Origin of the sequence: Micromonospora sp. M71_S20 (genome assembly GCF_003664255.1) — a bacterium.
Taxonomy (GTDB): domain Bacteria; phylum Actinomycetota; class Actinomycetes; order Mycobacteriales; family Micromonosporaceae; genus Micromonospora.
Window position 1 is genome coordinate 88,282 of sequence record NZ_RCCV01000005.1, and the last position, 19,790, is coordinate 108,071.

Genomic DNA, 19,790 nt, shown 5'->3' on the forward strand with positions numbered 1-19,790 from the left:
GCCATGTCTGAGCCCACTTTCGCCACCCTGGTCAGCCGGTGGTACGAGCAGAACGCCCGCGACCTGCCCTGGCGCGGACCCGACGTGAGCCCGTGGGCCATCCTGGTCAGCGAGGTCATGCTCCAGCAGACGCCGGTCGTACGCGTGCTCCCCGCCTGGGATGCCTGGCTGGCGCGCTGGCCCGAGCCGGCCGCGCTGGCGGCGGACAGCCCCGCCGAGGCGATCCGGATGTGGGGGCGGCTCGGCTACCCCCGTCGGGCGGTGCGGCTGTGGGAGTGCGCCGTGGCGATCGTCGAGCGCCACGGGGGCCGGGTCCCGGACCGGCTGGACCAGTTGCTGGCCCTGCCGGGCGTCGGCACGTACACGGCCCGGGCGGTGGCCGCGTTCGCGTACGGTCAGCGGCACCCGGTGGTCGACACCAACGTGCGGCGGGTGGTCTGCCGGGCGATCGCCGGCGAACCGGACGCCGGCCCGGCGACCCGCCCGGCCGACCTGGTCGCCACCGAGGAACTGCTCCCCGCCGAACCGGCCGCCGCCGCCCTGGCCAGCGCGGCCTTCATGGAGCTGGGCGCAATGGTCTGCGTCGCCCGCTCGCCCCGCTGCGGCGTCTGCCCCGTCGAATCGGTCTGCGCCTGGCGCGCGTCCGGCCGCGAGGCCCCCGCGGGTCCGACCCGCCGCCCCCAGCGCTACGCCGGCACCGACCGCCAGGTGCGCGGGCTGCTGCTCGGCGTACTGCGGGAGGCGCCCGGGCCGGTGCCGCACCAGCGGCTCGACCAGGTGTGGGCCGACGACGTCCAGCGGTCCCGGGCCCTCACCGGACTGGTGCGGGACGGTCTCGTGGAACCCGTCGGCGAATCCTCGTTCCGCCTCGTCGGCGACGGGCCACCGGTCCCGGTGGTCTGACCGGATTGGGCCAGCCCCGGGCATGACGAAAGGGCCGGACCCCTGTGTGGGGTCCGGCCCTTGTCGTCTGGTGGTGCGGTGTTGTCGTCGGTCAGGCGGTGTAGCCGCGGGTGGCGATCCAGTCGGCCAGGTTGTCCACGCTCATCCGGTAGGAGGCCTGGTTCGGGTCGGCCGAGTCGGCGATGGTGACGGTCGCACCGTTGTCGCGGTAGCCGACGACGCTGATGTAGTGCCCGCCCTCGAAGGAGTGGGTGACTCCGTCGGTGTCGGTGGCGGTGCCGGCGATGTTGGCGACGACGGCGTGGCCTTCGTCGATGGCGGTGACGATGTCGGCGCGCAGCTTGTCGGTCTGCGTGTCGTCGGCCTTGGGGTCGCGGATCTCGACGGACTGGTAGGCGTCGGAGCCGGTCTCCTTGTTCAGTACGGGGGTGATGTCGTTGATGGAGTTGGTGCCGGCTTCGGTGGTGCCCATGCGCTGGGCCATGCCGTCGACGTCGATGTTCTTGCCCTGGACGCTGAGGGCGTTGCGGGCGGCGGCGGGGCCGCAGTAGTAGAAGTTGGGCTGGGCCTCGTAGCGCACGCCCAGCTCACGCTCGCCGTGCTTGCGGTCCTGGGCCGCAACCGAGACGGGTGTGGTCTCGGCGGGGGCGGCGAAGGCGGTGGTGACGGGGCCGGCGATGGCGCCGCCGGTGAAGGCGAGCCCGGCAGCGGTCAGAGCGGTCTTACGCAGCATGTCGGTACGCATGATTCGTCTGCACCTTTCGATCGGGGGCACGCGACACACACCAAGGGGGGCGGGTGCGTCACGGGAAAGGAAAGGTCGAGATATCAAGAGGGCCGGATGCGGTCACCCGCTCGGTGGCCCGGGGGATGTAACCACGCCGGCCCGGTCCGCATTCCGCCGACCACCGGGCCGGCGAGCGGCCGGGTCACGCGGCCACGATGGTTACAACGACCCGGCACCCCGGCCCATGCCCACCCCACCCGTGGCGCCCACCACCACAAACCAGACATACAGGCGTCATGTGCCCGGCGCAGTCACGGCGGATGCGGGCGTCCCGGACACACGTGCCCAGCCGTGCGAGACCGGACTACGACGCGTGCGCGCCAGTTGCGTCGACCGCGCAGTTTTCTCCCCTGTCGAGCTGAATCGCTTGGAACATCACCTGGCCCCCACGTCGGCGCGATCCGCCTGCGGCGGGCGGGGTGCTGAATGCCAGAAAGGGCGGCGGCCCGGTGGCTGGTGCCACCGGGCCGCCGCCCTCGTGCTGTTTCGGCCTTACTCGTCCGCGCCTGCGGCGGCGGTGCCACCGAGGTCGGCCGGGACGGCGTCCGGCACCGTGGCCGGCCGGTCCGCGCCCGTGAAGACGAGCTTGGACTTGTCGATGTCCTCCGGATCGCCCTCGCAGTCCACCACCACGATTTGACCCGGGGTCAGCTCGTTGAAGAGGATCCGCTCGGACAGGTTGTCCTCGATGTCGCGCTGGATCGTGCGACGCAGCGGACGCGCACCGAGCACCGGGTCGAAGCCCTTCTTCGCCAGGTACTTCTTGGCGTTGTCGGTCAGCTCCAGGCCCATGTCCTTGTTCCGCAGCTGGCCCTCGATCCGCTGGATCATGATGTCGACGATCGACAGGATCTCCTGCTGGCGCAGCTGGTGGAAGACGATGGTGTCGTCGATCCGGTTGAGGAACTCAGGCCGGAAGTGCTGCTTGAGCTCGTCGTTGACCTTCTGCTTCATCCGGTCGTAGTTGGACTCGGAGTCCTCCGACGCCTGGAAACCGAGCGAGACCGCCTTGGCGACGTCGCGGGTGCCCAGGTTGGTGGTCAGGATGATGACCGTGTTCTTGAAGTCCACGATCCGGCCCTGACCGTCGGTGAGCCGACCGTCCTCCAGAATCTGGAGGAGCGTGTTGAACACGTCCGGGTGGGCCTTCTCGATCTCGTCGAAGAGGACCACCGAGAACGGCCGACGCCGCACCTTCTCGGTCAGCTGGCCGCCCTCGTCGTAGCCGACGTAGCCGGGAGGGGCACCCACCAGCCGGGAGACCGTATAGCGGTCGTGGAACTCGGACATGTCCAGCTGGATGAGGGCGTCCTCGCTGCCGAACAGGAACTCGGCCAGCGCCTTGGAGAGCTCGGTCTTACCGACACCGGACGGACCGGCGAAGATGAACGAGCCCGATGGACGCTTCGGGTCCTTCAGGCCGGCCCGGGTGCGCCGGATCGCCTTCGAGACCGCCTTGACCGCGTCCTCCTGGCCGATGACGCGCTTGTGCAGCTCGTCCTCCATGCGCAGCAGGCGCGAGGTCTCCTCCTCGGTCAGCTTGTAGACCGGGATGCCGGTCCAGTTGCCGAGCACCTCGGCGATCTGCTCGTCGTCGACCTCGCTGACGACGTCCAGGTCACCGGCCTTCCACTCCTTCTCCCGCTGGGCCTTCTGCCCGAGGAGCTGCTTCTCCTTGTCGCGCAGCTGGGCGGCGCGCTCGAAGTCCTGCGCGTCGATCGCGGACTCCTTGTCGCGCCGCACCTGGGCGATGCGCTCGTCGAAGTCGCGCAGGTCTGGCGGCGCGGTCATCCGGCGGATCCGCATCCGGGCGCCGGCCTCGTCGATCAGGTCGATCGCCTTGTCGGGCAGGAAGCGGTCGGAGATGTACCGGTCGGCCAGCGTCGCGGCGGCCACGAGAGCCGCGTCGGTGATGCTGACCCGGTGGTGCGCCTCGTAGCGGTCCCGCAGGCCCTTGAGGATCTCGATGGTGTGGGCCAGTGACGGCTCACCCACCTGGATCGGCTGGAAGCGGCGCTCGAGGGCGGCGTCCTTCTCCAGGTGCTTGCGGTATTCGTCGAGCGTGGTCGCGCCGATGGTCTGCAGCTCGCCACGGGCCAGCATCGGCTTGAGGATGCTCGCCGCGTCGATCGCGCCCTCGGCGGCGCCCGCGCCGACCAGGGTGTGGATCTCGTCGATGAAGAGGATGATGTCGCCGCGGGTGCGGATCTCCTTGAGCACCTTCTTGAGGCGCTCCTCGAAGTCACCGCGGTAGCGGGAACCGGCGACCAGGGCACCGAGGTCGAGCGTGTAGAGCTGCTTGTCCTTCAGCGTCTCGGGCACCTCGCCCTTGATGATCTTCTGGGACAGCCCCTCCACCACGGCGGTCTTGCCGACGCCGGGCTCACCGATCAGGACCGGGTTGTTCTTGGTCCGGCGGGAGAGCACCTGCATGACCCGCTCGATTTCCTTCTCGCGCCCGATGACCGGGTCGAGCTTGCCCTCGCGGGCGGCCTGGGTCAGGTTGCGGCCGAACTGGTCCAGCACGAGGCTGGTGGACGGCGCGGCCTCACCCGGCGTGGCGCCCGCCGCGGCCGGCTCCTTGCCCTGGTAGCCGGAGAGCAGCTGGATCACCTGCTGGCGGACCCGGTTGAGGTCGGCGCCGAGCTTGACCAGCACCTGGGCGGCGACGCCCTCACCCTCGCGGATCAGGCCGAGCAGGATGTGCTCCGTGCCGATGTAGTTGTGGCCGAGCTGCAGCGCCTCGCGCAGGGACAGCTCCAGCACCTTCTTGGCCCGCGGCGTGAACGGGATGTGCCCGCTCGGCGCCTGCTGGCCCTGGCCGATGATCTCCTCGACCTGCTGTCGCACACCCTCCAGGGAGATGCCGAGGCTCTCCAGAGCCTTGGCGGCGACGCCCTCACCCTCGTGGATCAGGCCCAGCAGGATGTGTTCCGTACCGATGTAGTTGTGGTTGAGCATCCGGGCCTCTTCTTGGGCCAGGACGACAACCCGTCGCGCTCGGTCGGTGAACCGCTCGAACATGCCCTCGTGCTCCTCACGTGCCGTGCGCACTCGATCTTGATGGTCAAGAAGTCGTGGCGGGGCCGGTGCGCGGACGACCGGGACGGGCGTCCGTGCCTCCTTACTCTATCGCCGCGGACCGACTCCGCTGAGGTCGTGTGTCCCCGTCGGAGGCCGTGTACGCGTCGTTTTACACAACCGTCCGCGCTCAGGGGGTGTTCCGGTACCCCTGCCTGTACGCGCAGAGCGAAATTCGGCCACGGTCGCGGACCTGCCGTGCGGGTCGCGCCGGCGCCGACGCGGCCCGGATCCGGGCCGTCCGGGAGCCATCCACAGGCTGTGGACAGACTCTCCACCGGCTGTGGACAACGACCGTCGGGACGGAATTCTTCCCGCTCGGACGCGGTCCCGGGCGGATACGGCGACGCCGGCCCGGAGGCGTGCTCCGGCCCGGCGTCGGTGTCGCCCGTCGGCGGTCTCGTCAGTGACCGGCCTTCGCGTGGTACTCGTCGACGATCTCCTGGGGGATCCGGCCCCGGTCGGAGATGTCCTTACCGGCCTTCTTGGCCCAGGCGCGGATCGCCTTGTTCTGCTCCCGGTCGGCGGTGGCGCCACCCCGACCGCGTGCGGCCCGGCCGCCGACGACGACGCCGCCCCTGCCCACCTTGGTGCCGTGGGCGATGTACGAGGCGAATACGTCGCGCAATTTCTCGGCGTTCGAGCTCGACAGGTCGATCTCGTACTGAACGCCGTCGAGCGCGAACTTGACCGTCTCGTCAGCGTCCCCGCCGTCCAGGTCATCGACCAGCTTATGAATGATCTGCTTGGCCACGTCCCACATTCCTTTCGAGCAGGGTGCTCCTGCAAACTGTAAGCACGATAACCCGCGCGGCGCTTGCCGCGTCAATAGGATGCGGTAACGACCCGGTGGAGATGCGCGGCTACTCCGGGCGAACCAGGGGGAAGAGGATGGTTTCCCGAATTCCCAGGCCGGTGAGCGCCATCAAGAGCCGGTCGATTCCCATTCCCATCCCCCCGGCCGGCGGCATTCCGTACTCCATCGCCCGGAGAAAGTCCTCGTCCAGCCGCATGGCCTCGTCGTCGCCGCGGGCGGCGAGCTGGGCCTGGGCCACCAGCCGCTCCCGCTGCACCACCGGGTCCACCAGCTCGGAGTACGCGGTCCCCAGCTCGAAACCGAGCACGTAGAGGTCCCACTTCTCGGCCAGCCCGGGCTCGCTGCGGTGCGCCCGGGTCAGCGGGCTCGTCTCCTCCGGGTAGTCGCGGACGAAGGTGGGCGCCTGGAGGCTGGGCACCACCAGTTCCTCGAACAGTTCCTCCGCCAGCTTGCCCGGCCCCCACTTCGGGTCGACCGCCAGGCCCACCTTGTCGGCGTACTCCACCAGGCGGGCGCGCTCGGTGCGTACGGTGACCTCCTCGCCGAGCGCCTCGGAAAGCACCCCGAAGAGGGTCACCGAGCGCCACTCGCCGCCCAGATCGAACTCCCGGCCGTCGGCGTGCGTCACCACGGCCGAGCCGCTGACCGCGATCGCCGCCTGCTGCACGAGATTCCGGGTCAGCTCGGCCATGGTGTCGTAGTCGCCGTACGCCTCGTATGCCTCGAGCATCGCGAACTCGGGCGAGTGCGAAGAGTCGACACCCTCATTACGGAAGTTGCGGTTGATCTCGAAGACCCGGTCGACGCCGCCGACGACGGCCCGCTTGAGAAACAGTTCCGGCGCGATTCGCAGATACAGATCGGTGCTGAGTGCATTGCTGTGGGTCACGAAAGGCCGGGCCGCCGCGCCGCCGTGCAGCAGCTGGAGCATCGGGGTCTCCACCTCGATGAAGCCCCGGCCGTGCAGCACGTCGCGCAGGCTGCGCACGGTCGCGGCCCGGGTACGGACCATCTGGCGGGCCTGCGGGCGGACGATCAGGTCCACGTAGCGCTGCCGGACCCGCGCCTCCTCGCTCAGCGGCTTGTGCGCCACCGGCAGCGGGCGCAGCGCCTTCGCCGTCACCGCCCACCGCTCGACCAGCACGGACAGCTCGCCGCGCCGGCTGGTGATCACCTCGCCGGTCACCCCGACGAGGTCACCGAGGTCGACCAGGCGCTTCCAGTCGTTCAGCCGGTCGGCGCCGACCCGGTCGAGGGAGAGCATGGCCTGCAACTCGGTGCCGTCACCGTCCCGGAGGGTGGCGAAGCAGAGCTTCCCGGTGTTGCGTACGAAGATCACCCGGCCGGTGACCGAAACCTGGTCTCCCGTGGCGGTGTCGGTGGGCAGCTCGGCGTACTTCTCGCGGATCTCGGCCAGCGTGCTGGTCCGGGGGAATCCGATGGGGTACGGCTCGACGCCCTCGGCGAGCATCCGGTCCCGCTTCTCCCGGCGGACCTTCATCTGCTCGGGAAGGTCGTCGGCGGGATCGACTGGCACGGGGTTCTGCTCGGTCACGGCACGCTTCCTCAGAAGGAGATTTCGGGCGGGGTCAGGCCCCGAGCGTACTCAAGGCGCTAGCGAGGCGTTACGGGATAACCGGCCCGCATGACCGGCCCCACTTCCGGCCACCTCGCTCGGCCTCGTCGCCGTACCGCGCGCTCGTCCGCCGGGCCCGACGGCGCTGAGGCCCGCCCGGCGCCCGGCCCCGGCGGCGGCCGGGGTCAGACGTTGCGGTCGTAGACCATCCGCAGCCCGATCAGGGTGATCATCGGCTCGTGGTGGGTGATCGTGCGGCACTCGTTGATCACGAGCGAGGCCAGCCCGCCGGTGGCGATCACCGCGCTCACCTCGCCCATTTCCTCGATCATCCGCTCGACGATCCGGTCCACCTGCCCGGCGAAGCCGAAGTAGAGGCCGGACTGGAGGCACTCGACGGTGTTCTTGCCGATCACCGAGCGGGGCTTGGCCGCCTCCACCTTGCGCAGCTGGGCGGCGCGGGCGGCGAGCGCGTCGAAGGAGATCTCGATGCCCGGGGCGAAGGCGCCGCCGAGGAACTCGCCCCGGGCGCTGATCACGTCGAAGTTGGTGGTGGTGCCGAAGTCCACCACGATCGACGGCCCGCCGTAGAGGGTGTACGCGGCCAGGGTGTTCACCACCCGGTCGGCGCCCACCTCCTTCGGGTTGTCGATGGCGAGTTGCACACCGGTGCGCACCCCGGGCTCGACGATCACGCTCGGCAGGTCCGCGTAGTAGCGCGACAGCATGGTGCGCAGCGAGCGCAGCGCGGCCGGCACGGTGGAGCAGGCCGCGACCCCGGTGATCTCCACGGCGTCCCCGGCGAGCAGGCCCCGGAACTTCAGGCCCAGCTCGTCGGCCGTCGACCGCGCATCGGTCTTGATCCGCCAGGAGTGCACCAGCTTGTCGCCGTCGAAGGTCGCCAGCACGGTGTTGGTGTTTCCGATGTCGATGCAGAGCAGCACGCACGCAGCCTAGACAACGGCCGGCCGCCGGTTCACCCGGTGCGCAGGTCCATCGCGATGTCGAGGATCGGCGAGGAGTGCGTCAGGGCCCCGACCGACAGGAAGTCGACGCCGGTGGCCGCGTACCGCGCCGCCACGTCGAGGGTCAGCCCGCCGGTCGCCTCCAGCTCCGCCCGGTCCCCCACCGACGCGACCACCTCGGTGAGCATCTCCGGGGTCATGTTGTCCAGCAGCAGGAAGTCGGCCCCGGCCTCGACCGCCTCCACCGCCTCGGCGACCGTGTCCACCTCGACCTGCACCGGCACGTCCGGGAACGCCTCCCGGACCCGGCGGAAGGCCGCCGTGATGCCGCCTGCCGCGAACTTGTGGTTGTCCTTGATCATCGCGACGTCGTGCAGGCCCATCCGCTTGTTCGTGCCGCCGCCCGCGCGGACCGCGTACTTCTCCAGGGCGCGCAGGCCCGGGGTCGTCTTGCGGGTGTCCAGCACCATCGCCTTGGTGCCGGCCAGCGCGTCCGCCCAGGCCCGGGTGTGGGTCGCCACCCCGGACATCCGGCAGAGCAGGTTGAGCGCCGTCCGCTCGGCGGTGAGCAGCAGCCGGGTCGGGCCGGTCACCGTGGCCAGCACGTCGCCGCGCGCCACCCGCTCGCCGTCGTGGGCCACCACCGACACCTCGACCGTACGGCCGGCGCCGGTCGTCTCGCCGACCAGCTCGAACACGGCCGCCGCCACGGCCAGCCCGGCCACCACGCCGTCGGCGCGGGCCACCAGGTCGGCGGTGTCGGTCTGGTCGGCCGGGATGGTGGCGACGCTGGTGACGTCCAGGAAGTCCGGCCCCAGGTCCTCGGCGAGCGCGGCCTCGACCGTCTGCCGCACCCGCGCCGGATCCAGGCCGGCGTCCCGCAGTGCCCGTTCCGTCGACTCCGTCATCGGGTCCCCTCCCACGCTTGCGTCAGCCGGCCCTGCGCCCCGACCGCGCCGACCAGGTGGCCGTGCCACCGCTCGTCGGCCGTCGGGAAGTCCTCCCGCCAGTGGCAGCCCCGGGTCTCCCGGCGGGCGTACGCGGCGGCGACCAGCGTCGACGCCACGGTGATCAGGTTCGTCGCCTCCCAGTCGGCCGTCCGGGGCCGGCCCCGGCCCTCGCCGAGCCCGGTCAGCACGCCCGCGGTCCCGGCGAGGGTCTCCGCCGAGCGGAGCACGCCCGCGCCCCGGGTCATCGCCCGTTGCAGCGTCGGCGTCGCCTCGGCCGGCACCACCCAGCCCTCGCCGCCCACCCAGGCGCCGGTCGCCGCCGGCTGGGCCTGCTCGGGCAGCCCGGCCGCGATGTCCTCGGCGATCCGCCGGGAGAAGACCAGCCCCTCCAGCAGCGAGTTGCTGGCCAGCCGGTTCGCGCCGTGCACGCCGGTGCAGGCGACCTCGCCGCACGCGTACAGCCCGGGGATGGAGGTGCGGCCCCGCAGGTCGGTGCGGACGCCGCCGGAGGCGTAGTGCGCGGCCGGGGCGACCGGGATCAGGTCGGTCGCCGGGTCGACCCCGATGGCCAGGCAGGACGCGACGATGGTCGGGAAGCGCCGGGCGAGGAAGTCACCGCCCAGGTGCCGGGCGTCGAGGAACACGTGGTCCGCCCCGGTTGCCAGCAGGACCCGGTGGATGCCCTTGGCCACCACGTCCCGGGGCGCCAGCTCGGCCAGCTCGTGCTGCCCGACCATGAACCGCTTGCCGTCGCCGTCGACCAGGTGGGCGCCCTCGCCGCGCAACGCCTCGGAGACCAGCGGCTGCTGGGCGTGCCCGGCGCCGGGCACGCCGGCACCGGCCGGGGTGATCAGCGCGGTCGGGTGGAACTGGACGAACTCCACGTCGGTCACCGCCGCGCCGGCCCGCATCGCGAGGGCCACCCCGTCCCCGGTCGACACGGCCGGGTTGGTGGTGGCCGCGTAGATCTGGCCCATCCCGCCGGTGGCCAGGACTACCGCCCGGCCCAGGATGGCGCCCACCCCGTCCTCGCTGCCCTCGCCGAGCACGTGCAGGGTGATGCCGCAGGCCGGGCCGAGCCCGCCGGGGCCGTCCCCGGGGGCACGCAGCAGGTCCAGCACCAGGGCGTGCTCGACCAGCCGGATCCAGGGGTCGCGGCGCACGGCGGCGTGCAGGGCGCGCTGCACCTCGGCCCCGGTGGCGTCGCCGCCGGCGTGCACGATCCGGTCGGCCCGGTGCCCGCCCTCCCGGGTGAGCATCAGCGAGCCGTCCGGGTTGCGGTCGAACTCCGCCCCGATCCGCATCAGCTCACGCAGCCGGGTGGGGCCCTCCTCGACCAGCACCCGCACCGCCGCCGGGTCGCAGAGCCCGACGCCGGCGATCTCGGTGTCCGAGGCGTGCGCGGTCGGGGTGTCCTGCGGGTCGAGCACGGCGGCGATGCCGCCCTGCGCCCAGCGGGTCGACCCCTCGTCGATGTCGACCTTGGTGACCACGGTGACGTGCAGCCCCGCCTCGCGCAGGTGCAGCGCGGCGGTCAGGCCCGCCACCCCGGAACCGACCACGATCACGTCGGTGGTCTCCACCCAGCCGGGCGCGGGGGCGGCCAGCAGCCTGGGCAGCGCCGGCAGGTCGACGGTCGGTAGGTCCATACCCACAGTCAACCCGAAGGGTCCTCGCGGGGGGCGGCGGGGGCGGGACGAGTGGTTTGGGCCATCGGGTCCGGACGTGCCGCTACCTCGTCCGGACCGGGAGGGCAGCCGGGCCCGCGCCCCGCAGCGAGCCGGTCACCTTACGGTCGTCGAGCCAGAGGTAGCAGCGGACGCCCCGGTCGCCGACGCGCCACCGGCCCGCTCCCGGCGGGCGGACCACCACGCCGCTGCGGAAGCGCAGGTCGGCGTCGTCGGGCACCCCCACGAAGCGGCCGAGCACCGAGCGGCAGCCGGCGTAGAGCGGAGCCCAGTCGGCGGGGCGGGTCGGGTACGGGCGGTCGGGCGCCCGCCACACCCCGACGAACTCGGCGTCGTGCCGGGTGGCGCAGTCGACCGGGAGCAGCGTCCGCACCGACCCGCCGCCGGAGCGGGCCTGCTGACAGCCCAGCCGCAGCGGGGACGGCACCCGCAGCGCGTCCCGGAGGCTGCTGGTGCGGACCACCACCGTGGCGGCGGCCTCGACGGTGCTCACCTCGGCCAGGTCGCACCGGTACCAGCGGGCGCCGGCCGTCCAGCCCGCCCCGGACGGCACCGCCACCGCCAGCCGTAGCCGCCCCGTGCGCCAGTCGGCGCCCACGTGACCGGTCGCCCGGGTGTCGCAGTCGGCGAAGGCGCCCCGCAACTCGGCCGAGCCGCCCGGCGGCGGGGCGGGCCGCCCGGCAGGGAAGGCGCCGACGTGCACGGTCTCGACCCGGTGCGGCGCGGCGCAGTCCACCGGCGCGTACGCCGCCAGGGTCACCACGTCGACGAAGTCGGCGACCTGGCACACCCCGGCGGCCGGGGTGAAGGGCCCGGGAGCGGGCAGGGCCGCCCAGTCGTCGACCAGGTCACCGTCCACCCCGCCGGCATCGGCGCAGCCGGCCAGGAGTGCGGCCGTGGCGACGGCAGCGAGCAGGGCACTCATCGCACGGCGCATCGCGGCCTCCCCCAGCCACCCGCGTCTCTCGACGGGCAACCAGACTACCCAGGGATGACCTTCCGGTGACAGACCGCAAGCACCCCCACTTCGACGCCCGGAAGCTCCCCTGGGTCACGAAGGCGACGAACCGCCACAGAAACTCCCGCGAGGAACGGGCGAAGGAGGTACCGGGCGGGTCAGACGGCGACGGCGAAGGGGTTGGGGATCGGGGCACCGGCGGTGCCGGGGGCGGCGGTGGTCGGGTCGGTGTTCAGCTCGACGACCCGGTTGTCGGCGTCCACGTGCACGACCCGCGGCCGGTACGCGCGGGCCTCGGCGTCGTCCATCTGCCCGTACGAGATGAGGATCACCAGGTCCCCCGGGTGCACCAGGTGGGCGGCGGCGCCGTTGATGCCGATCACGCCGCTGCCCCGCTCGCCCGGAATCACGTACGTCTCCAGCCGGGCCCCGTTGGTGATGTCCACGATCGCCACCTGCTCGCCGGGGATCAGGTCGGCGGCGTCGAGCAGGTCCTCGTCGACGGTCACCGAGCCGACGTAGTGCAGGTCGGCCTGGGTCACCGTGGCCCGGTGGATCTTCGACTTGAGCATGGTGCGCAGCATCGGGATGCCTTTCGCGGAAGTGGCGGGGGTGGGGTTCAGGAACGGGGGGCGAGCAGGATCGCCGCGTTGTCGATCAGCCGGGTGGCGCCCACCCAGGCGGCGACGAGCAGCCGCGCCGGCCCGGAGACCGGCCCCGGTTCCAGTTCCGGGTCGGTGAGCACCAGGTAGTCGAGCCGCGCGCCGGGCGTACCGGCGCCGAAGGCCGCGTGCGCGGCGGCGAGCACCGCCCCCGCGTCACCGCCCTCGTCGGCGGTCGCGACCCCGGCCCGCAGCGCCGCCGACAGGCTCAGCGCGGCCTCCCGCTCGGCCGGGGACAGGTAGCGGTTGCGGCTGGACAGGGCCAGCCCGTCCGGCTCCCGCACGGTCGGCACGCCGACCACCTCGACCGGCACGTCGAGGTCCCGGGCCATCCGCCGCACCAGGGTCAGCTGCTGGTAGTCCTTCTCGCCGAAGAACGCCAGGTCGGGGCGGGTGAGCTGGAGCAGCTTCAGCACCACCGTGAGCACCCCGTGGAAGAACCCGGGGCGGCTCTGCCCCTCCAGGTCCTCCCCCAGCGGGCCCGGATTCACCCGGACCCGGGGCTGGCCGTCCGGGTACATGTCCGTCACCGAGGGGGCGAAGACCACGTCCGCGCCGGCCCGCCGGCAGATCTCCAGGTCGGCGTCGAGGGTGCGCGGGTAGCGGTCGAAGTCCTCGTTCGGGCCGAACTGCAACGGGTTGACGAAGATCGTGACGAGCACGTGGTCGGCCCGCTCCCGGGCCGCCCGCAGCAGCGTCTCGTGCCCGGAGTGCAGCGCGCCCATGGTCATCACGACGCCGACGGTGCCCTTCAGCCCGTCCCGCGCCGCCGCCAGCTCGGCGCGGCCGTGCACCAGTTCCGTCACGCGGTCCCCTCCGTCCACCGTCGGCCCGGTCACGCCGCCACCTGCCGCCGGTCGCCGGCGAGCACGCCGAGCAGCGACTCCGCGTCGACCGGCCGCAGCCGGCCCGCCGCGATGGCCCGGTCGGCCGTACGCCGGGCCAGGGCCAGGTAGGGCGCCACCGACTCGGGAGCAGTCGCGGCGAGCCGGGCCAGGTGCCGCTCGACCGTGCCGGCGTCGCCCCGGGACACCGGCCCGGTCAGCGCGTCGTCGCCGAGGCGCAGCGCGTTCTCCAGGGCGGCCCGCAGCAGCGGCGCGAGCACCTTCTCCGGCTGGGTCACCCCGGCGTCGCGCAGCCGGTCGGCCGCCTCGTTGACCAGGGTCACCAGGTGGTTGGCGCCGTGCGCCAGCGCCGCGTGGTAGAGCGGCCGGTCCGCCTCGCCGACCCACTCCGGCACCCCGCCGAGGTCGGCGACCAGCCGGGCGGCCAGGGGACGCAGCTCCGCCGGGGCGGTCACCCCGTACGAGATGCCGGCCAGCCGGGCCAGGTCGTCCGGCGTACCGGTGAAGGTCATCGCGGGGTGCAGGGCGAGTGGGCGGGCGCCCGCCGCGGCGGCGGGGGCGAGCACGGCCAGCCCGTGCGCGCCGGAGGTGTGCGCGACCACCTGGCCGGGACGCAGCGCGCCGCCGTCGGCCAGGGCTGCGACCACCCCGGCGAGCGCGTCGTCGGGCACGGCAACCAGCAGCAGGTCGGTGGCCGCCCGCGCCACGGCGGCGGCGGAACGGCGGGGCACCTCGGGAAGCAGCAGCGCGGCCCGGGCCCGGGAGGCGCCCGAGCCGGCCGTGACGGCGACGACCCGGTGGCCGGCGGCGGCGAGCGCGGCGCCCAGAACGGTGCCGACCCGGCCGGAGCCGACGATGCCGACGGTGAGGAGACGGGGGGTGGCGGCCGGCGGGACGGCGGGCCCGTGGGGGGCGGCCGGGCGCGGGCGCAGGGGTGCGCTCATGGGCGACGATCCAGTCCTCGAGAAGGGGTACCGGTCGATGGCAAGTATGCGCCGGGGTCACGGAACCGGGACAAGGATGTGTGAAAACGTTCACCGCCGGCACCCGGCGGCACGACCGCCGGGACGGGGACGGACGGTCCCCGCCCGACCAGCTGACCGTAGGGTCGGCACGGTGACGCACGCTGAGCGAGGAACGAGCTGATGTCCATCCGCTGGCGGGACGCGATGGAACGGGCGCTCTACGGGCCGGGCGGCTTCTTCGTCTCCGGGTCGGGTCCGGCCGGCCACTTCCGCACCAGCGTGCACGCGTCGCCCGCCTTCGCCGCCGCGCTGCTGCGGCTGGTCGAGCAGGTCGACGCCGCCCTCGACCGTCCCCGCGTCCTCTCCGTCGTCGACGTGGGGGCGGGCCGGGGCGAGCTGCTGCGCGCCCTCTCCGCCGCGCTGGGGGCCACCGGGGCCGCTCCCCGCCCGTCTCCCGCCGGGTCGCCGTCCGCCGTCGGCTCGTCCCCCGCGCCGGTCCCGCTCGCCTCCCGGGTACGCCTCACCGCCGTCGAGAAGGCGGCCCGGCCCGACGGCCTCCCCGCGGAGATCGGGTGGGTGAACGAGATCCCTGCCGGGATCACCGGGCTGCTGGTGGCCACCGAGTGGCTCGACAACGTGCCGCTCGACGTGGCGGCGCACGCCGGGGACGGCTGGCGGTACCTGCTGGTCGACCCGGCCACCGGGGAGGAGACCGTCGGTGACCCCGTCGGCCCCGCCGACGCCGACTGGCTCGCCAGGTGGTGGCCGGCACCGGCGGGCGGAGCCGGCGGGGCCGGACCTGGGTCCCGGCACCCGGTCGGCGCGCGGGCCGAGATCGGTCGGACGCGCGACGACGCCTGGGCCGCAGCGGTCGGCAGGATTGACCGGGGGCTGGCGTTGGCCGTGGACTACGGGCACCTGCGGGACGGCCGGCCCGTGGACGGGACGTTGACCGGGTACCGGGGCGGGCGGCAGGTGCCGCCGGTGCCGGACGGGACCCGCGACGTCACCGCGCACGTCGCCGTCGACTCGGTCGCCGCCGCCGGTGCCACGGTCGTCGGGTGCGCGTACGACCTGATGTCGCAGCGGGAGGCGCTGCGGGCGCTCGGGGCCGACGGCGGGCGACCGCCGCTGAGCCTGGCCGCCGGCGACCCGGCCGGGTACGTGCGGGCGCTCGCCGCCGCGTCGGCGGTGGCCGAGCTGACCGACCCGGCCGGCCTCGGCGGGCACTGGTGGCTGCGGCAACCGGTCGGCGTCGACCCCGGGCGGTTCATGGCACGATGACGTCATGACCACGGACGCCGGCGACCTCCGCGAGCTGACCGTCGGCACCGGGGCCGGCGGCGAGCAGCTCGGCACCGACATGGTGCTCAACATCGGGCCGCAGCACCCCTCCACGCACGGCGTGCTCCGGCTGAAGCTGGTGCTCGACGGCGAGCGGGTGGTGGCCTGCGAGCCGATCGTCGGCTACATGCACCGGGGCGCGGAGAAGCTGTTCGAGGTCCGCGACTACCGGCAGATCATCGTGCTGGCCAACCGGCACGACTGGCTCTCGGCCTTCTCCAACGAGCTGGGCGTGGTGCTCGCCGTGGAACGGCTGATGGGCATGGAGGTGCCGGAGCGGGCCACCTGGCTGCGGATGGCGCTGGCCGAGCTGAACCGGGTGCTCAACCACCTGATGTTTCTCGGCTCCTACCCGCTGGAGATCGGCGCGATCACGCCGATGTTCTACGCCTTCCGCGAGCGGGAGACCATCCAGGCGGTGATGGAGGAGGTCTCCGGCGGCCGGATCCACTACATGTTCAACCGGGTGGGCGGGCTCAAGGAGGAGGTGCCCGCCGGCTGGACCGGCCGGGCGCGGGCCGCCATCGCCGAGGTCCGCCAGCGGATGCCGGACCTGGACAACCTCATCCGGCGCAACGACATCTTCCTGGCCCGTACGGTCGGCGTCGGGGTGCTCTCCGCGGCGGACGCCGCCGCGTTCGGCGCGTCCGGGCCCGTCGCCCGGGCCTCCGGCCTCGACCTGGACCTGCGCCGCGACGAGCCCTACCTGGCCTACGACCAGCTGGACGTGCCGGTCGTGACGAAGACCGCCGGGGACTGCCACGCCCGCTTCGAGGTGCTGCTCGACCAGGTGTACGCCTCGCTCGACCTCGCCGAGCAGTGCCTGGACCGGGTGGACCGGCTCACCGGGCCGGTCAACACCCGGCTGCCGAAGGTGCTCAAGGCCCCGGAGGGGCACACCTACGCCTGGACCGAGAACCCGCTCGGCATCAACGGCTACTACCTGGTCTCCCGGGGCGAGAAGACGCCGTGGCGGCTGAAGCTGCGCACCGCGTCGTACGCGAACGTGCAGGCGCTGGCCACCCTGCTCCCCGGCTGCCTGGTGCCGGACCTGATCGCCATCCTCGGCTCGATGTTCTTCGTGGTCGGCGACATCGACAAGTGACCCGACCGCGCCCGCCCGCCCGTCCGGTCGCGGCGGGCGGCGCGGTGGCTGCCGGTCGGGGCGGCCGGCCGGGGTCAGCGCCAGCGGTCGGCGTTGCGGGCGCCGCCCGCGCGGGGCTCGTCGCCCTGCGGCGGGTAGCCGTGGTGCTCCTCCTGCCGCCGGCCGTACCGCTCCGGCTCGGGCTCCGCCCGGCGGGTGCGGTGCGCCTCGGGCGGACCGGCGTCGTGCCGCGCCCCGGGCTGGTGTCCCCGCTGACGGGGCGGACGCCACTCGTCCGGCACCGGCACCCCGCCGGCCGGCAGGGCCGGGGCGTCGTCCGGCTCCGGCCAGCCGCCGCGCCACCCGTCGTCCGCCCGGTCCGGACCCCGGCGCGGCTCGTCCCGCCGGACGGCCGCCCAGCGGTCCGCGACCCGGTACTCGGTGCCGGTCGCGTCCGCGTGCACCTCGGCACGCCGCTCCCCGACCCGCAGCTCCCGACCCCGCTCGTCGTCCCGCACGGCGGCCCACCGGTCCCCGGCGCGCAGCTGCGACCAGTACTCCCCGCTCTCCGCCCCCGCCTCGTCGGGCGGGTACGACCGGCCGCGCCCGCGCGCTTCCGCCGGCGCCGCCCAGCCCGGTGCCTCCGCGCCGCCCCGACCCGGTTCGTCCCACTGCTGTCCGCGCTCGTCGGGCCGCCCCGGCCACTCCCGCTCGCCGGGCTCGGCGGACCATTCCCGGCCGCCGGGCTCGGCGGACCACTCCCGCTCGCCGGGCCACTCCCGGTCGCCGGGCTGGACCGGCCGGGGACGGTCGTCCCGGACGGCTCCGGGGCCCGGCCGCGACACGTCGTCGTCCCGGCGTGGCCGGCCTTCGCGACGGGACCGGTCGTCCGGTGCGCCGTGACCGTGACCGGCCCAGGGACGGTCGTCCGGCTCACCCGGCCACGGCCGCTCCTCCTGCTCCGGCGACCAGCGTCCCGCGTACCCGCCGTCGTACCGGGCCGCCCGGTCGCCGGGGACGGACGCGGCGCCGTCCACGATGGTGTGCCGGGTGGTGACGTGCACGGTCTCGGTGTGCCGTACCACTCCGAGCGGCCGGGCCGAGGGCTGGCTCGCCGGCTCCGCCGGCCGGGCCGCCCCGTACACCCCGGCCGCTCCGCCGGCGGCCGGCCGGTCCGCGCCGTACCCGCCGGCCGTACCCGGGGCCGGCCGGTCCGCGCCGTACCCGCCGGCGGCACCCGTAGCCGGCCCGGCCACGCCGTACCCGGTTGGGCCGGGCGCGGGCCGCTCGGCACGCGGAGCCGGCTGCGGCTTGCGGGCGGGCTCCTCGTCGTCCCGGTCGACACGTCCCCGGTACGGCACCGCGTCGTCCTGGTCCGGCACCCGCCTGCGGCCGGTGACCGCGTCGTCGGCGGACGCCCGGGCCCGGCCGGCGCCGGCCGGGGCGTCGACGCCGGCCAGCGCGGCGCTGCTCGCGTCCAGCCGCCGACGCAGCGCGGTGACCTCATCCTGTGCCCGCTGGGCGTGGTCGAGCGCCTGGTTGCCGCGTTGTGCGGCGGCCACGATCTCCCCGCGCAACTCGCGGCGGAGCTGCTCGATCTCGTCCAGCAGCTCGTCGGTGCGGGCCGGGCCCGCGCCGTCGGCACGCAACGCGATCGACAGGCCGATCAGGACGACGGCCAGGATGGCCAGTACGGCGGCGAACCGCAGCGGGCCGTTGCCGTCGGCGACGAGCAGGATCAACGCCGCCACCGGCGCCAGGGCCACACCGACCCAGAAGAGCACGGTCAGCAACGACGGGCTGCGCTTGTCGGCGGGGGCGACCGGGGCTGGCATGGGTCCGCAGCCTACCGAGGGCTGCCCCGCCGGGGAAAGGGTGAACAGGGCGTGCGGCGTCTTCACCGCCGATCGCCCCGCCGGCCGTCGACCGACCGGCCGGGCCGCCCGTCGGCCGCCGGTGGCACGGGGCCACCGGCGGCCGGTCGGGGATCAGCCGACGGCCAGTGCGCCGTCCGAGGAGAACACCAGGCCCACGCTCGCGGCCCCGGTCTTCAGCGCGTTCTTGGTCTGCGGGCCGCCCTGGTCCAGCGAGCTGAACGAGCCGGCCTTGAAGTCGTAGACCTGGACGAGCCCCGCCTGGCACTTCGGCCGCTGCGGGCACTCCGGCGGCCCGGCCAGCACCGTGGCCTGGCCCGAGCACTTGGCGGCCAGCTCGGAGAGCGTGTTGACGCCGTACTTGTCGGCGAACGCCTTCGTCACGGCGAAGGCGTTCTGGTCCTGCGCGGCGGCCGGCGTGCCGAAGACGAGGCCCGCCTTGTCGCCGGCCGCCTTGAGCGCCGCGACGGTCTTCTCCAGCTCCGGCGAGGAAACCGGCTGGGCGTCCTTGCCGTTGGCCTTGGTGTTCAGGAACTCGGCCATGGTCGCCGCGTACTCCGGGACGACCTGGATCTCGCCCTTCTCCAGGGCCGGCTCGTAGAGCTCGCGGTTGCCGATCTGCTGCACCTTGGCGTCGTAGCCGGCGGCGGTCAGGGCGATCTTGTAGAGCTCGGCCAGGATCTGGTTCTCCGTGAAGTTGGCCGCGCCGATCACGATCTGCCCACCGGGGCCCTTGGCGATGCCGGCGGTGACGTCGTTGGCCGCCGCGAACTCCTCGGCCGCCTTCTGGGCCGTCTTGCGGTCGACGTCGACGGCCTTGTTGAGCTGGATCAGCTTCGGCGTGTCGAGCGCGGCCGAGACCTTGTCCAACGCCGCGATCAACTGCGGGTTGGCCGCGTCGACGTTGACCGCCGGGATGACGTTGTCGGTGTTCTGGAGCTTCTTGTCGTCGTCGAGGACGACGAGCTGGTCACCGGCGACCGGCGCGCAGCCGGCCCCCGAGGCCGCCTGCTCCGGGGCGTCCGTGCCGGAGGAACCGGCGTCGCCGCAGCCGGTCAGCAGCCCCGCCGCGGCGAGGGCTCCCACCGCACCGACCGCCAGGCGTGTACGTGCGCGCATCAGTGCCCGCCTTCCGTGTCCCGGCGCGACCCTGTCGGGCCGGCCGCGTGTCCGACGGGCGATCTGATCCGGTCGCCCGCTGTGTCCCACGGGCGGCTCGCCTTGCGGCCGCCCGGTTTCCCACCCCAACATCTTCCACGCGGGACCGACAACCCGAGGCGGAGTTTGTCAC

General features: G+C 73.7%; 16 protein-coding genes. 3 read left to right on the forward strand and 13 right to left on the reverse strand.

Annotation, left to right across the window (positions count from 1 at the left end; all coding sequences use genetic code 11):
• Window positions 1-3 precede the first annotated feature (3 nt).
• Window positions 4-903 carry an A/G-specific adenine glycosylase gene (locus DER29_RS33025; protein ID WP_121401564.1) on the forward strand — a complete coding sequence of 300 codons (900 nt, stop codon included), beginning with the start codon at window positions 4-6 and terminating at the stop codon, window positions 901-903.
• Window positions 904-994: 91 nt separating this feature from the next.
• On the opposite strand, the gene DER29_RS33030 is transcribed toward DER29_RS33025, so the two are convergent.
• The 11 genes from DER29_RS33030 to DER29_RS33080 all read right to left on the reverse strand — a co-directional run bounded on the left by DER29_RS33030 (window position 995) and on the right by DER29_RS33080 (window position 14,176).
• A complete protein-coding gene (locus DER29_RS33030; RefSeq protein WP_121401565.1) occupies window positions 995-1,648 on the reverse strand; it encodes a C39 family peptidase in 654 nt (217 codons plus the stop codon).
• Window positions 1,649-2,182: 534 nt separating this feature from the next.
• The gene (locus DER29_RS33035) at window positions 2,183-4,714 is read right to left on the reverse strand and encodes an ATP-dependent Clp protease ATP-binding subunit (RefSeq protein ID WP_121401566.1); all 2,532 of its coding nucleotides are present in this window, start codon (window positions 4,712-4,714) and stop codon (window positions 2,183-2,185) included.
• Window positions 4,715-5,174: 460 nt separating this feature from the next.
• Window positions 5,175-5,525, reverse strand: coding sequence for an Lsr2 family protein (locus DER29_RS33040; RefSeq protein WP_165947879.1), 351 nt, complete (start codon window positions 5,523-5,525; stop codon window positions 5,175-5,177).
• 109 nt (window positions 5,526-5,634) lie between these two features.
• The gene (lysS, locus tag DER29_RS33045) at window positions 5,635-7,143 is read right to left on the reverse strand and encodes a lysine--tRNA ligase (RefSeq protein ID WP_121401568.1); all 1,509 of its coding nucleotides are present in this window, start codon (window positions 7,141-7,143) and stop codon (window positions 5,635-5,637) included.
• Window positions 7,144-7,349: 206 nt separating this feature from the next.
• Entirely contained in the window at window positions 7,350-8,108 is a 759-nt protein-coding gene (locus DER29_RS33050; RefSeq protein WP_121401570.1) for a type III pantothenate kinase, read from the reverse strand.
• 32 nt (window positions 8,109-8,140) lie between these two features.
• Complete coding sequence (gene nadC / locus DER29_RS33055; protein ID WP_121401745.1) at window positions 8,141-9,037, reverse strand: carboxylating nicotinate-nucleotide diphosphorylase; 897 nt, start codon at window positions 9,035-9,037, stop codon at window positions 8,141-8,143.
• Window positions 9,034-10,728: an L-aspartate oxidase gene (locus tag DER29_RS33060; RefSeq protein ID WP_121401571.1), complete on the reverse strand. Its 1,695-nt coding sequence runs from the start codon at window positions 10,726-10,728 to the stop codon at window positions 9,034-9,036. The genes nadC and DER29_RS33060 overlap by 4 nt, the downstream gene beginning before the upstream one ends.
• 82 nt (window positions 10,729-10,810) lie before the next feature.
• Window positions 10,811-11,704 carry a septum formation family protein gene (locus DER29_RS33065; RefSeq protein WP_121401573.1) on the reverse strand — a complete coding sequence of 298 codons (894 nt, stop codon included), beginning with the start codon at window positions 11,702-11,704 and terminating at the stop codon, window positions 10,811-10,813.
• A gap of 179 nt (window positions 11,705-11,883) precedes the next feature.
• Window positions 11,884-12,309 (reverse strand): aspartate 1-decarboxylase, encoded by a 426-nt coding sequence (panD, locus tag DER29_RS33070; protein ID WP_121401574.1) that lies wholly within the window; start codon window positions 12,307-12,309, stop codon window positions 11,884-11,886.
• Window positions 12,310-12,344: 35 nt separating this feature from the next.
• Complete coding sequence (panC, locus tag DER29_RS33075; protein WP_121401746.1) at window positions 12,345-13,193, reverse strand: pantoate--beta-alanine ligase; 849 nt, start codon at window positions 13,191-13,193, stop codon at window positions 12,345-12,347.
• A 29-nt stretch (window positions 13,194-13,222) separates the two neighbouring features.
• Entirely contained in the window at window positions 13,223-14,176 is a 954-nt protein-coding gene (locus DER29_RS33080; RefSeq protein ID WP_121401575.1) for a Rossmann-like and DUF2520 domain-containing protein, read from the reverse strand.
• A 201-nt stretch (window positions 14,177-14,377) separates the two neighbouring features.
• Between DER29_RS33080 and DER29_RS33085 the strand changes: the two genes are divergently transcribed.
• The gene (locus tag DER29_RS33085) at window positions 14,378-15,481 is read left to right on the forward strand and encodes an SAM-dependent methyltransferase (RefSeq protein ID WP_121401576.1); all 1,104 of its coding nucleotides are present in this window, start codon (window positions 14,378-14,380) and stop codon (window positions 15,479-15,481) included.
• 4 nt (window positions 15,482-15,485) lie between these two features.
• Window positions 15,486-16,646 (forward strand): NADH-quinone oxidoreductase subunit D, encoded by a 1,161-nt coding sequence (locus DER29_RS33090; RefSeq protein ID WP_121401577.1) that lies wholly within the window; start codon window positions 15,486-15,488, stop codon window positions 16,644-16,646.
• Between the two features lie 74 nt (window positions 16,647-16,720).
• On the opposite strand, the gene DER29_RS34385 is transcribed toward DER29_RS33090, so the two are convergent.
• Together DER29_RS34385 and DER29_RS33100 are read right to left on the reverse strand one after the other, a co-directional pair.
• Window positions 16,721-18,460, reverse strand: coding sequence for a hypothetical protein (locus tag DER29_RS34385; RefSeq protein ID WP_158619137.1), 1,740 nt, complete (start codon window positions 18,458-18,460; stop codon window positions 16,721-16,723).
• A 153-nt stretch (window positions 18,461-18,613) separates the two neighbouring features.
• Complete coding sequence (locus DER29_RS33100) at window positions 18,614-19,618, reverse strand: glycine betaine ABC transporter substrate-binding protein (protein WP_121401578.1); 1,005 nt, start codon at window positions 19,616-19,618, stop codon at window positions 18,614-18,616.
• Window positions 19,619-19,790 lie beyond the last annotated feature (172 nt).